Annotated in this window: 14 protein-coding genes; 12 read left to right on the forward strand and 2 right to left on the reverse strand. The window is 70.7% G+C overall.

Annotated elements, in window-relative coordinates; translation table 11 throughout:
- Nucleotides 1-140 precede the first annotated feature (140 nt).
- From hmpA to KDH83_RS25410, 7 genes are all read left to right on the forward strand, one after another.
- Nucleotides 141-1,364, forward strand: coding sequence for an NO-inducible flavohemoprotein (hmpA, locus tag KDH83_RS25380; RefSeq protein WP_212320795.1), 1,224 nt, complete (start codon nt 141-143; stop codon nt 1,362-1,364).
- 61 nt (nt 1,365-1,425) lie between these two features.
- Complete coding sequence (locus KDH83_RS25385; RefSeq protein ID WP_103273863.1) at nt 1,426-1,863, forward strand: Rrf2 family transcriptional regulator; 438 nt, start codon at nt 1,426-1,428, stop codon at nt 1,861-1,863.
- Nucleotides 1,864-2,047: 184 nt separating this feature from the next.
- Complete coding sequence (locus tag KDH83_RS25390; protein ID WP_212320783.1) at nt 2,048-3,295, forward strand: D-amino acid dehydrogenase; 1,248 nt, start codon at nt 2,048-2,050, stop codon at nt 3,293-3,295.
- Between the two features lie 170 nt (nt 3,296-3,465).
- Complete coding sequence (locus KDH83_RS25395; protein ID WP_212320784.1) at nt 3,466-4,380, forward strand: DMT family transporter; 915 nt, start codon at nt 3,466-3,468, stop codon at nt 4,378-4,380.
- A gap of 135 nt (nt 4,381-4,515) precedes the next feature.
- On the forward strand, nt 4,516-5,481 hold the full coding sequence (locus tag KDH83_RS25400; protein WP_212320785.1) for a proline dehydrogenase family protein: 966 nt from the start codon (nt 4,516-4,518) through the stop codon (nt 5,479-5,481).
- Between the two features lie 44 nt (nt 5,482-5,525).
- Nucleotides 5,526-6,335, forward strand: coding sequence for an AraC family transcriptional regulator (locus KDH83_RS25405; RefSeq protein WP_212320786.1), 810 nt, complete (start codon nt 5,526-5,528; stop codon nt 6,333-6,335).
- Between the two features lie 130 nt (nt 6,336-6,465).
- Nucleotides 6,466-7,473, forward strand: coding sequence for an alpha/beta fold hydrolase (locus KDH83_RS25410; RefSeq protein ID WP_212320787.1), 1,008 nt, complete (start codon nt 6,466-6,468; stop codon nt 7,471-7,473).
- Here the strand turns inward: KDH83_RS25410 and KDH83_RS25415 are convergent.
- Entirely contained in the window at nt 7,382-8,044 is a 663-nt protein-coding gene (locus KDH83_RS25415) for a flavodoxin family protein (RefSeq protein ID WP_212320788.1), read from the reverse strand. The two genes, KDH83_RS25410 and KDH83_RS25415, sit on opposite strands and share 92 nt — an antisense overlap.
- Before the next feature lie 132 nt (nt 8,045-8,176).
- Here KDH83_RS25415 and KDH83_RS25420 point away from each other — a divergent pair, with 132 nt between their 5' ends.
- The 4 genes from KDH83_RS25420 (at nt 8,177) to KDH83_RS25435 (ending at nt 11,863) form a co-directional block, all read left to right on the forward strand.
- The gene (locus KDH83_RS25420; protein ID WP_212320789.1) at nt 8,177-9,076 is read left to right on the forward strand and encodes a LysR substrate-binding domain-containing protein; all 900 of its coding nucleotides are present in this window, start codon (nt 8,177-8,179) and stop codon (nt 9,074-9,076) included.
- 89 nt (nt 9,077-9,165) lie between these two features.
- Complete coding sequence (locus KDH83_RS25425) at nt 9,166-10,071, forward strand: LysR substrate-binding domain-containing protein (protein ID WP_212320790.1); 906 nt, start codon at nt 9,166-9,168, stop codon at nt 10,069-10,071.
- A 154-nt stretch (nt 10,072-10,225) separates the two neighbouring features.
- Entirely contained in the window at nt 10,226-10,858 is a 633-nt protein-coding gene (locus tag KDH83_RS25430) for a glutathione S-transferase (protein ID WP_212320791.1), read from the forward strand.
- A gap of 18 nt (nt 10,859-10,876) precedes the next feature.
- The gene (locus KDH83_RS25435) at nt 10,877-11,863 is read left to right on the forward strand and encodes a pyridoxamine 5'-phosphate oxidase family protein (protein WP_212320792.1); all 987 of its coding nucleotides are present in this window, start codon (nt 10,877-10,879) and stop codon (nt 11,861-11,863) included.
- A 37-nt stretch (nt 11,864-11,900) separates the two neighbouring features.
- Here the strand turns inward: KDH83_RS25435 and KDH83_RS25440 are convergent, their stop codons facing one another.
- Nucleotides 11,901-12,353 carry a helix-turn-helix domain-containing protein gene (locus KDH83_RS25440; protein ID WP_212320793.1) on the reverse strand — a complete coding sequence of 151 codons (453 nt, stop codon included), beginning with the start codon at nt 12,351-12,353 and terminating at the stop codon, nt 11,901-11,903.
- A gap of 185 nt (nt 12,354-12,538) precedes the next feature.
- On the opposite strand from KDH83_RS25440, the gene KDH83_RS25445 reads away from it, so the two are divergent.
- On the forward strand, nt 12,539-12,973 hold a 435-nt coding region (locus KDH83_RS25445; RefSeq protein ID WP_212320794.1), incomplete at its 3' end, for an MFS transporter.

The following is a 12,973-nucleotide window of genomic DNA, read 5'->3' on the forward strand; positions in this document are numbered from 1 at the left end:
AACCAACAAGAAGGAGGATACGGAGAGGAGGAAAAGCGGGGAAAGCCAGCACGGATGCAAAAGGAGCGAAAAAAACCAGTAGTTATAGTATAAAGGAGCCCGGAGGAAAAAAGAACTACACAGGGAGGATCATCGGCAGCATCAAATGTGGAAAAGAAACAGTCCGCGCCCTGGTCAAGGCCACCGCCCCGGTGCTGAAAACGCACGGCGTCGCGCTGACCCGTCACTTCTACGCGCGCATGTTCGAGCACAATCCCGAGCTCAAGCACATCTTCAACCAGGGACACCAGGCCGGCGGCGAGCAACAGCAGGCGCTGGCCGGCGCCGTGGCCGCCTATGCCGAGCAGATCGACGATCCGTCGGTGCTGGCGCCGGTGGTGACGCGCATCGTGCACAAGCACGTCAGCCTGGGCGTGCGTCCCGAGCATTACCCGATCGTGGGCAAGCATTTGCTGGCGTCGATCCGCGAAGTGCTGGGCGAGGCCGCCACCGATGAACTCGTCGATGCCTGGGCCGCCGCGTACGGCCAGCTGGCGGGCCTGCTGATCGCCGAAGAGGCGCGGCTGTACGCCGATTCCGCCGCCAAGCCCGGCGGCTGGACCGGCTGGCGCGCCTTCCGCGTGGCGCGGCGAGAGGCGGAAAGCAGCGAAATCACCTCGTTCTACCTGGAGCCGGCCGACGGCGGCCAGGTGCCGGGCTACCAGCCGGGCCAGTACGTGTCGGTGCGCCTCTACGTGCCCGAACTGGGCCTGATGCAGCCGCGCCAGTACAGCCTGTCGGACGCGCCGGGACAGGGGCGGCTGCGCATCTCGGTCAAGCGCGAGCCGGGCGTGGCCGGCGCGCCAGCGGGCCGCGTGTCCAACGCCCTGCATGATCGCCTGCAGGTGGGCGGCGTGCTGGACGTGGCGCCGCCGCAGGGCGATTTCCAGCTGCGCGAGGCCGATGGCGCGCCCGTGGTGCTGCTGAGCGGCGGCGTGGGCCTGACGCCCATGGTGTCCATGTTGAACCACCTGGTGCAGGCCGACGACGGACGCCAGATCCGCTTCGTGCACGGCTGCCGCAACCGTGGCGCGCACGCCATGCGCGAGCACGTCAACGCCATCGCCGCCGGCCGAGGCAATGTGCGCAAGGCGGTCTTCTATGAGGAAGTGGGCGGCGGGGACGAGCCGGGCCGCGACTACGACTACGCCGGCCGCGTCGACCTGCGCGCCATCCGCGACGCCGCCATCCTGCCTGGCGCCGACTACTACCTGTGCGGCCCGGCGGGCTTCATGCGCGCCCAGCGCGAGGCGCTGCTGGCGCTGGGCGTGGGCGCCGACCGCATCCACGCCGAAGCCTTCGGCAGCGGCGGCGCGCCGGCCTGAACGCGGTGTATCCTGGCGGTCCGGCTTGCGCCGAGCCGCCGCCCTTTCCCTTCCAGCCGCCATGCAACTGAACCGCTTCACCGACTTCGGCCTGCGGGTGCTCATGTACCTGACGCAGTGCCGCGACCGCCCGACGGCGGTGACCATCCCGGAGATCGCGGACCGTTTCGGCGCGTCCCGCAATCACCTGGTCAAGGTGGCGCATTTCATGGCGCAGCGCGGCTGGGTGGTCACCACGCGGGGCAAGGGGGGCGGGCTGTGCCTGGCGCATTCGCCCGCCGCCTACCGGCTGGGCGACCTGGTGCGCGAGCTGGAAGAGCAGGGGCCGCTGATCGATTGCCGCGAGCCGCCCTGTGCGCTGGACGGCGCCTGCCGGCTGTCGGGCGTGCTGGCCCAGGCCATGCAGGCCTTCTTCGACGGGCTCAACGCCCACACGCTGGCCGACCTGGTGCGCGACCCGACGGGCGCGGCCATCATCCGGCTGCATCGGGCGGCCTGAGCCATCGCGGTCCTGGCCGGTAGTGCCGCTGCCGGCCAGCGCCTGCTGGCCGCGCCGTTCCGCGCCCGGCCCGCGTTCACCCTGGGACATGATCTTTTGTTATGGGTCCGCCCGGTATTGGCATTTGCCGCCGGCGGGCCGGCGCTCCAGAATAGACCGCAGTGTCAGTCTATTTGGATAAGGTATGCGGGTTTGCGTGATCGGCGCTGGCGTGGTGGGCGTCACCTCGGCCTATTTCCTGGCGCGCCAGGGGCATGACGTGGTGCTGGTCGACAGCCAGCCCCGTCCTGCGGAAGTCTCCAGCTACGCCAACGGCGGCCAGCTCAGCTACAGCTACGTCGCGCCGCTGGCCGGGCCGGGGGTGCTGCCCAGCGTGCCCGGCTGGCTGCTGCGCTCGGACTCGCCGCTGCGCTTCCGGCCCAGGCTGGATCCGCATCAATGGCGCTGGTGCCTGCAGTTCGCGCTGGCCTGCCGCGCCTCGGTGGCGCGCGCCTCGACCGCCGAGCTGCTGACCCTGTCCTACCTGAGCCGCGACGCCATGCACGCGCTGCTGGCCCAGGAGAACCTGGATTTCGGCCATCTGAAGAACGGCAAGCTCATCGCCTACCGCAGCGCCGAGTTGCTGGACAAGGCGCGCGCGCTGGTCGCCTACCAGGCCGCGCACGGCGCCGACCAGCAGGTGCTGGACGCCGCCCAGACCCTGGCGCTGGAACCGGCCCTGGCCGGCATGGGCGCCAGCCTGGCGGGCGCGATCTACACGCCCAGCGAAGAGGCGGGCGATTGCCGTCAGTTCACCGAGGCATTGTTCGACCGCCTGCAGGGCATGGCCAATGTGCAATGCGCGATGTCCAATCCGGTCTCGGGCCTGCAGCGCGAGGGCCGCCGCGTCGTGGCGGTGAAGAGCCGCGACGGCGACATCGGCGCGGACGCGGTGGTGCTGGCGACCGGCATCGGCACGCGCGCGCTGCTCTCGCCGCTGGGCCACGACGTGCCGCTCTATCCGCTCAAGGGCTACAGCCTGACCGTGCCGCTGGCCGACGACGACCGCATGGCGCCCGCCATCAGCGTCACCGACTACGAACGCCGCATCGTTTACGCCCGCGTGGGCGGCGTGCTGCGCATCGCGGCGATGGTGGACATCGGCGGCGGTGACGCGCAGATCGACCCGGAACGCATTGCGCTGCTCAAGCGCCAGGTCCACGAGGCCTTCCCCGGCCTGGACCTGCGCCAGGCCATACCCTGGGCCGGACTGCGGCCGGCCACGCCCAAGGGCAAGCCGCTGATCGGCCGCAGCCCGGCCGCCGACAACCTGTGGCTGAACATCGGCCAGGGCGCGCTGGGCTTCACGCTGGCCTGCGGCAGCGCGGCGTTGCTGAGCGCGCAGATGGGCGGGCTGGAGCTGCCGCTGGATCCGGCGCCGTTCCGGCCCTGAGTCCGGGTCGCCTCGACGGGGCAATCCGCAAGGGAATGTCCTTTTTGCGATAGCGATTGCCTTTTCATCGGCAGACGGGCCGACCCGGCATCAATAGGATGGCGGTTCCGTTGCGCCGGGCCTGCCCGGCGAAACGGGAACCGATTCCCATTCTCCGGGTGAGCCCCATCATGTCCTATCTGTTCCCCCTGTTCGCCATCCTGTTCTGGGCGGGCAACGTCATCGTGTCCAAGATGGCGGCCAGCGCCATCTCTCCCACCGCCATCACCTTCTACCGGCTGGTCCTGGCTCTGGCCATCATGGGCCTGTTCACCGCCGTGCCGGCCTGGCGCAACCGCAAGATCATCCTGCGCCACTGGCCCAAGCTGGCGCTGTACGGCGCGCTGTCCTCGGCGGTGTTCCAGGCGCTGTCCTACCGCGCCGCCGAAACCACCACCGCCACCAACATGGCGATCGTGACCGCGCTGATTCCGCTGCTCAGCATGCTGCTGAGCGTGGTGGTGCTGCGCGACCCGCTGACCCTGGGCATGGCGTTCGGCGGCGTGCTGTCCTTCCTGGGCCTGCTGTACCTGGTGGGGCAGGGCGACATGCTGGCCGTGTTCCACAACGGCGTGCACGTGGGCGACGGGCTGATGCTGCTGGCCGCGTTTTCCTACGCGCTGTACGGCGTGCTGCTGCGCCACTGGAAGGTGCCGCTGCCTGCCTGGCAATCGACCTTCGTGCAATCGTTCTTCGCGCTGCTCTACATGCTGCCGCTGTTCCTCAAGGTGCCCGCCGCCCAGGCCGCGCTGGACATGAAGACCGTGCCGCTGATCTTGTACGCCGGCATCTTCTCGTCGGTGCTGCTGTCCTTCCTGTGGATCGAGGGCGTGCACCGGCTGGGGCCCAACCGTTGCAGCATCTTCATCAACCTGCTGCCGCTGTTCACCGCCATGGCCGCCTTCGTCCTGCTGCGCGAGCAGCTGCATGGCTACCACCTGCTGGGCGGCGCGGTGACGCTGGCCGGCGTGCTGCTGGCGCAGACCGTGCAGCGTCCGCTGTTCGGCCGTGGCGCCGCCGCCGCGCTGGCGGCCGGCAAGGCCTGAGTTCGCCGGCGCGGTATCGCGGGCGGCCCGCGCAGGGCGGCCCGCGTCGCGCGGCGTATGGGCGGGCCCGCACGGGCGTTCAAGACAGCGGCCAGGCCCGCGCGCACAGTGGCGCTCTTTTGCACAGGAGCGCCCATGAGCATCTTCCAGAAGGCCGCCATCGCGCTGGCGCGCAGTCCCGGCGCCGGCCGCCTCATGCGGGCCACCGCCGCCGGCAGCGCGCTGGCCAGCCGCTTTGTCGGCGGCGCCACGGCCGGGCAGGCGGCGGCGACCGCCGCGCGGCTGCGCGAGCGCCACGGCATCCGCGCCTCGCTGTTCTACCTGGGTGAATACGTCGCCGACCCCGCCATCATCGAACAGACCGTCGAGCAGACTGTCGCCGCCTGCCGTGTCCTGGGGGCGGAGGGCCTGGACGTGCACGTGTCCATCGATCCCACCGCCATCGGCTATGCGCACAGCGACGCGCTGGGCCGCGACAATGCGCGGCGCATCGCCTCGGCGGCGCGGCAGGCCGCAGGCGGGGGCCGCGACTGGGTGGTGCTGGACATGGAGGACGACGGCATCCGCGCGCGCACCTGCGCGCTGCATCGGGAACTGCTCGAGGACGGCCTGCCGGCGGGCCTGACGCTGCAGGCGCGGCGCCTGCGCACCCTGCGGGACCTGGAGTGGGTGGTGCGCCAGCGCACCTCGCTGCGCCTGGTCAAGGGGGCCTTCCCGGTGCGCGCGCTGGACCATCGCGGCCGCGCGCGCATCGACGCGGCCTATCTGGAGGCGGCCGCCATCATGCTGTCGCCGCAGGCGCGCGCGGCGGGCTTCCTGCCGGTGTTCGGCACCCATGACGACCGGCTGGCCGGCGCGCTCATGGCGCTGGCGCGCGAACGCGGCTGGGCGCCGGACGAGTTCGAGTTCGAGATGCTGTACGGCGTGCGCGTCGACTGGCAATTGGCCCTGCGCGCAATGGGCTATAACCTGCGGGTGTATCTCCCGTTCGGCGCCGACTGGTGGCCGTATGCCATTCGCCGGGTGGGGGAGCATCCCCGCAACGCATGGCTGTTGGCGCGATCCCTGAATTCGGATGGATACGCGGCGGGTCAGGGCTAGGAAACTGGCCCCGACCGACACGGCCGGATCCGGTTCTTGCATCGATGGCGGTTTCCCAACATATCTGGCATTGCGGCGCCGGCCTGCCCGGCGACGTGCTCATCACCGACCTGCGCGCCTATCGCTACGGGCCGCATTTCCACGACGCCTGGTCGATCGGTGCGATCGACTATGGCGCCTGCGCCTTCACCGTGCGCGACGCGCCGCATCTGGCGCGGGCCGGCGACCTGGTCGTGATCGCGCCGGGCGACGTGCATACCGGCGGCACGTCCGAAACGCCGCTGGGCTACCGCATGCTGTACGTGGAGCCGTCCTGGCTCGATGACCACGCGCGCGCGCTGCTGGGCACAGCGGCGGCGTTCGACGGCCCGGTGATCCGCGATCCCGCGCTGTGCGCGCAATGGCTGACGGCGCTGGCGCCGGAGGACATGGACGAGCCCGGCCGCGCCGAGCGCATCTCGGCCGCGCTGTTCGCGCTGCTGCGCGGGCACGCGCGCGCCGCCGGGCCGATGGCGTCCGAGGACGAGGATGTCTGCGACCAGTTGCGCGCGCGCATGGCGCGGGACCCGGCCTGCGCGCCGGACCTGGAGGCGCTGGCCCGGGCGCAGGCCCGCCACCGCACCACGCTGGTCAAGCAATTCGCGCGCCGCTATGGCCTGCCGCCGCAGGCCTGGCTGCGCAACTGGCGCGTGGCGCGGGCGCGAGAACTGCTGCGCGGCGGCCTGCCGCTGGCCGACGCCGCGCATGCCGTGGGCTTCGCCGACCAGGCGCACATGACGCGGGTGTTCAAGCAGGTCTACGGCAGCACGCCGGGCGTGTTCCGCAAGGCATCGGTCGCCGTCCGGCTGCCCTGAAGGACTGAAATGGCATTCCTCATAGTCATGTAATGGACAACCATTAATCGCTTGAAGGGGTAATTCTCCCAATATCTAATGGGTTTGAATGTGAGCAAGCCTGTTTTTTCGATTGATATTGAGGAATGCCATGAGCCAGCCGCAACGCATCACGATAGCCACCGCCGACGCGACGGCGCTGGGCGGTTTCCTCTGGCGCCATCCGCCGCGCGCGCGGGACGGCGGGGTGGAACATGCCGATGCCGGACGCGGTGGCCATGGCGGCGGCGGGGACGCCGGACCGGGCCTGGTCATCATCAACGCGGCGACCTCGGTGCGCTGCCGCTATTACTCGCGCTTCGCCGAGTACCTGCACGGGCATGGCTTCGACGTGCTGACCTACGACTATCGCGGCATCGGCGAATCGCGGCCGGCGTCGATGCGCGGCTTCCAGGCGTCGTGGATGGACTGGGGCCAGAAGGATTTCGAGGCGGTGCTGGCCTATGCCCGGCGCGAGTTTCCCGGCCAGCCGGTGGACGTGGCCGCGCACAGCATCGGCGGTTTCGTGACCGGGCTGGCGCCGTCCAGCCATCGCCTGCGGCGCATCTTCACCATGGGGGCGCAGTACGCCTACTGGCGCGACTACGCGCCGGAACGCCGGCTGCGCATGCTGGCCAAATGGCACCTGGCCATGCCGGTCCTGACCGCCTGCCTGGGCTACTTTCCCGGCCGGCGGCTGGGCTGGCTGGAGGACACGCCGCGCGGCGTGGTGCGCGACTGGAGCTTCATGGGACCGCGCTTCGAGGCGCGCGGCGCGTCGGCCGAAGGCATGGACTCGCGCGTGGCCAGCATGGCGGCGGTGACGGCGCCCATCCTGGCCCTGAGCGTGACGGACGACGAGTTCGGCACCGAGGCCGCCATCGACCGGCTGCTGGCCTACTACACCGGCAGCGCCCGCACCCATCTGCGGCTCTCGCCGGCGTCGATGGGGCTGGCGTCGATCGGCCATTTCGCCTTTTTCCACGAGCGCTTCCGCGACACGCTATGGCCGATCGCGCTGGGCTGGCTCACGCGCGGGCAGTGGGCGCCGCTACCGGCGACTCCCATACGTTGTGACTGCGCGGCGTCTCTATCCGGTAGTCCGAGTATTTGCGCGTGAAGAATTCGGCGCCCAGCGTCCGCGCGGCTAGCAGCGGCTGGCGCGGATCGGCCGCGATCTCGCCCCGGCTGTTGCCGGCGCCATGCACGAAGCCGACGAAGTCCGAATGCGTGTAGCGCGCGAATTCCTGGATCTGGTGCACGATGCCCAGCGCCGCGCCCGGATAGGTTTCCTCGGACGCCACGGCCAGCCCCAGCCGCTTGCCCTGCATGCGCGTCTTCACGTCCTCCGGGCCGTTGCCCGAGCCGGCGTAGTGGCTGAATGAGCGGTCGAAGAATGCCTTGGTCTGCGCCGACATGCCGTACCAGTAGATGGGGGTGCAGAACAGCACGCCGCGCGCCGGCAGGAAGTGGCGCAGGAACAGCTCGTCGTAGCCGTCGTCCGGCGCCGGCGCATGCCGCAGGTCCGTCAGGAAATGCTTGATGTAGTCGTCCAGGAACAGCAGCTCGGCCGCGAGGCCGACCGTCTCGGCGCCGCGCCGGGCGGCCTCGGCCAGCGCGGCGCTGTTGCCGTCGCGGCGGGGGCTGCCCACCAGGATGAGGAGCTTGTTAGATTGATGATCTGAATTCATGCTTGAGTCCTTGTTCATGAACGGCCAAAGCGCCGCTTCATGATGGAAATTTAGGGTTTCGTGCCGACATCGGACAAATGAGGAATCCTGCTTTAAGATGAGAAAAAATCATCTATAAGGCCTGCCTTATCCATGTTCGCCAACCTGCCCGTGACCGCGCTGCGCACCTTCGAATCGGCCGCGCGGCTGCGCAGCTTCAAGCTCGCGGCGGCCGAGCTGGCGGTCACGCCCACCGCCGTGTCGCACCAGGTCAAGGCGCTCGAACAGCGCGTGGGCTTCGCGCTGTTCGAGCGGGTGCCGCGCGGCGTGCGCCTGACCGAGAGGGGCGCCAGCCTGTTCGCCGGCGTGCATGGCGCGCTGCTGGACATCGCGCAGACGCTGGACGCGCTGCGGCCGGCGCCGGACACGGGCGCGCTGACGGTCTCCACCACGCATTCCTTCGCCGCGCTGTGGCTGGTGCCGCGATTGGGGCGCTTCCATCAGGCGTACCCGCAGTACCAGCTGCGGCTGGACGCCAGTGCGCGGCCCGTGGATCTGCTGCAGGACGCCAGCGTGGACGTGGCCATCCGCTACAGCCAGAAGCGCTATCCGGCGCTGATCGCGGCCTGCTCGCTGCCAGAGTCCTTCGGCGTGTACGGCGCGCCGGCGCTGGCCGCGAGGCTGGGCGGGGCGCGCGCCGGCCGGGAAGCGCCCGCGCTGGTCACGGTGCGCTGGCGCGATTCGCGGCTGTATGACGAGGGTTGGCAGCAATGGTGCGAGGCGGCCGGCCTGCCGCGCTGGCGCAAGCCCGCCGCCATCCATGCCTACGAGGAAGAACACTACGCGCTGCAGGCGGCCATCGCCGGCCAGGGCCTGGTGCTGGCCAGCTCGGTCATGGTGTCCGACAGCGTCCGCCTGGGGGCGCTGGCGCCGCTGCGGCCCGAGGTCCGGGTGCCGGGCGCGGCCTATACCGCGCTGTGTGCGCCGGGGCGCGAGCGGCATCCGCCGGTGCGCGCCTTCCTGGACTGGCTGGCGCGCGAATTCGAGGCCTGAGCCGGGCGGCCGCGCGCGGCTATCATGTCGGGCATTGCTTACGCGCCGCCCGCTACCCGGGCCGCGCCCGCAGCCGGAGAACGCGGACCGTGAACCGATTCCAAGAAATGACCGTGTTCCTGGCGGTGGCCGAGGCGCAGAGCTTCGCGGCCGCCGCGCGCCGGCTGCAGATGTCGGCGCCCTCGGTCACGCGCAGCGTGGCCGCGCTGGAGCGGCGGCTGGGCGTGCTGCTGCTGTTGCGCACCACGCGCAGCCTTCGGCTGACCGAGGCCGGCCAGCGCTACGCGGATGATTGTCGCCGCATCCTGGAAGAGGTCGAACAGGCCGACGACGCGGCCGCCGGCGCCATGGCGGCGCCGCGCGGCGCGCTCAGCCTGACCGCGCCGGCGCTGTTCGGCGAGCTGCACGTGATGCCGGTGGTGATGGACTATCTGCGCGCGCATCCGCAGGTTTCGCTGCGCACGCTGCTGGTGGACCGCGTCGTCAATCTGCTGGACGAGGGCGTGGACGTGGCGGTGCGCATCGGCGCCTTGCCGGATTCGACGCTGACGGCGGTGCCCGTCGGCCAGGTGCGGCGCGTGGTCTGCGCCTCGCCGGCCTTCCTGGAACGCCACGGCGTGCCGAAGGATCCGGACGCGCTGGCGCGCTACTGCACCATCACCGCGGCCATGGAGGGCAGGGGGCCGCAATGGCGCTTCCTGCAGGACGGGCAGACCCGCCGCGTGGACGTGGATTCGCAGCTGACCGTCACCTCGTTCCAGGCGGCGGTGCTGGCCGCGCGCCAGGACTGGGGCCTGACGCAGGTGATGTCCTATCAGGTGGCGCCGCACCTGGCCAGCGGCGCGCTGCGCGTGGTGCTGCGCGACTACGAGCTGCCGCCGGTGCCGGTGCACGTGGTGCATTCGGAAGGACGGCGCGGGTCGGCCAAGGTGCGCAGCTTCGTCGATTTCTGCGTCCAGGCATTGCGGCGCGATCTGGCCTTGCTGCCCGCTTGACGCGCGACCGACGCCGCCATGATGGCGGCGCATTTCCTGTTTCGTCCGCCGTTTCTTTCATACCGCGCAAGACAGTCTTGCCGCCGCCGGCCATTCCCGCCGGCGCCTCGCGGGTTCAACATGGTTGCCTGTTCCCCGTTGCCAGAGGCCGGCCATGTCCACACCCGCCATCACGCTGTATTCCTTCCCCTTGTCCGGCCATGCGCACCGCGTCACGCTGATGCTGTCGCTGCTCGGCCTGCCGTATCGCCGCGTCGACGTCGATCTGCGCGGCGGCGAGCACAAGCAGCCGCCGTTCCTGGCGCTGAACGCCTTCGGCCAGGTGCCGGTGCTGGAGGACGAGGGCGCGGTGATCGCCGATTCCAATGCGATCCTGGTCTATCTGGCCAAGCGCTACCAGGGTCAGGCCCGCTGGCTGCCAGAGGACGCGCTGGGCGCCGCCGCCGTGCAGCGCTGGCTCTCGGTGGCCGCCGGACAGCTGGCCTCGGGGCCGAACGCGGCGCGGCTGGCCACGCTGTTCGGCGTGCCCGATCCCGGCGGCGCGGCGCAGGCGCGCACCCATGCGCTGCTGGCCGTGATGGACGCCGAACTGGGTCGTCGCGACTGGCTGGCCGGGGAAGCCGCCACCATCGCCGACGTGGCCTGCTATGCCTATGTGGCGCTGGCGCCCGAGGGCAACGTGTCGCTGCAGGACTATTCGCGCGTCCGCGCCTGGCTGGCGCGGGTCGAGGCGCTGCCGGGCTTCGTGCCCATGGCCTTTTCCCACGTCGGCCTGCGGGCCGCCTGAGCGCGCGAGGCCCTGTCCATGACGACCGTAATCCAGCCCGATCCCGCCCCGGTCGAGGCGCCGGCTTCGCCCTGGCACGCCGGCGAGCGCCTGCTGCAGGAGCACGTGGGCGTGGCCGCGCGCATGGCGCAGATCGGCCCCAAGGTGCTGCGCGACTACATGCCCGACCAGCACCGCGACTTCTATGCGCAGCTGCCGCTGCTGCTGGCCGGCGCGGTGGATCCGGCGGGCGATCCCTGGGCCGGCGCGCTGGAGGGCGAGCCGGGCTTCGCCTGGTCGCCCGACCCCAGGGTACTGCGGGTGGCGGCCATGCCGGACGCCGATGATCCCCTGGCGGCGGGACTGGGGCCGGGCAAGGCGCTGGGCTTGCTCGGCATCGAGCTTCAGACGCGCAGGCGCAACCGCGTCAATGGCCTGGTGTCGGCCTGGGACGGCAAGCGTTTCGAGGTGACGGTGGGGCAGTCCTTCGGCAACTGTCCGCAGTACATCCAGACGCGCGAATGGCATTTTTCGCGCGCGCCCGGCCTGCGCTTCGCCGGCGGCGCGCGGGAATCTGCGGGACTGGACGCCGCGGCCGCCGCGTTGATCCGACGTTCGGACACGTTCTTCGTGGCCAGCTACGCGGACACGCCCGAGGGCGGACGCCAGGTCGACATATCGCATCGCGGCGGGCGACCGGGCTTCGTGCGGGTCGACGGCGACGTGCTGACGATCCCTGATTTCTCCGGCAACCGCTACTTCAACACGCTGGGCAACCTGGCCGCCAATCCGCGCGCGGGCCTGCTGTTCATCGACTTCGAGCGCGGCGATACCTTGCAGCTCAGCGGTCCGACGGAGCTGGTGCTGGAGGGACCGGAGGTGGCGAGCTTCGAAGGCGCCGAGCGGCTGTGGCGCGTGCGGGCGCTGCGGGCGGTGCGCCGGCCCGGCGCGCTGGCCCTGCGCTGGCGTTTCGGCGACTACGCGCCCACGTCGCTGGCGACGGGGCAGTGGCCGGCGGCGCTGTAGCGGCGGGCGAGTTCGGGCGGCGCGGCAGCGAGCGGCTTCAGTCCTGCGCCACCTTGCGCACGACGGTATCGTCCGGCTCCAGCCGGCGGCCGTCCTGCGCGTGGATCTCCAGCCGGCGCACCGGCTGGCCGCGTTTGCGGTCGATCAGTTCCGAGTGCGCTTCCCGCGGACCGTAGTAGTGGTCCTCGCCCCATTGGCGCAGGCCCACGATCACGGGGAACAGGCCGCGTCCTTTCTCGGTGAGCACGTATTCCTGGTAGGCGCTGCCGTCCGAGGCCGGCGCGGCCTCCAGGATGCCGTGTGCCGTCAGCGTGCGCAGGCGGTCGCTGAGGATGTTCTTGGCCATGCCCAGGTTCTTCTGGAACTCGCCGAAGCGGCGCAATCCGTCGAAGGCGTCGCGCACGATCAGCAGCGACCACCAGTCGCCGATGGCGTCGAGCGAGCGTGCCACCGGGCAGGCGGCGTCTTCGAAACTGGTGCGTTTGACCATGTGCCGGATCCTTGCGGGAAAGCGCGGGCCCGGGTTCGGGCTCGTCGCTGACGGATTTAGTGGTTGCATTATAAAACCATAAGGCCTAGCATTCTGGTTTCGTTATGAAACCCATAAGGCCCACCATGCCATCCCCGGATCGATCCCAAGTCCAAGCCCCGTCCCAAGCGGAAAGCGCCAGTCCCATGCCCGGCTGGCGGGTGCTGTTGCTGGCCGTGGCTTGCGCGCTCAGCGTGGCCAACGTGTATTACGCGCAGCCGCTGCTGGATGCCATGGGCCGTGAGTTCGGGCTGGACGAGGCGGCGGTGGGCATGGTGGTGACCGCCACGCAGATCGGTTGCGCCGTGGCGCTGTTGCTGGTGGTGCCGCTGGGCGACCTGCTGGACCGGCGGCGCCTGATGATCGGCCAGCTGGTGCTGCTGATGCTGGCCCTGGGGGCCGTGGCCACCGCGTCGGGGGCCGGCTGGCTGCTGGCGGGCATGGCCCCGCCGGGGGTGCTTGGCAACGCCATGGCGCAGGGGCTGCCGGCGCTGTCGGCGGCCGTGGCCGCGCCCGGCGCGCGCGGCCGCGGGGTTTGCGCGGCCCCGGGCGGGGTGGGGGTCGGCCTGCTGCCGGCGCGC

The sequence above is a fragment of the Achromobacter sp. Marseille-Q0513 genome (assembly GCF_018195695.1).
Lineage (GTDB): Bacteria > Pseudomonadota > Gammaproteobacteria > Burkholderiales > Burkholderiaceae_B > Achromobacter.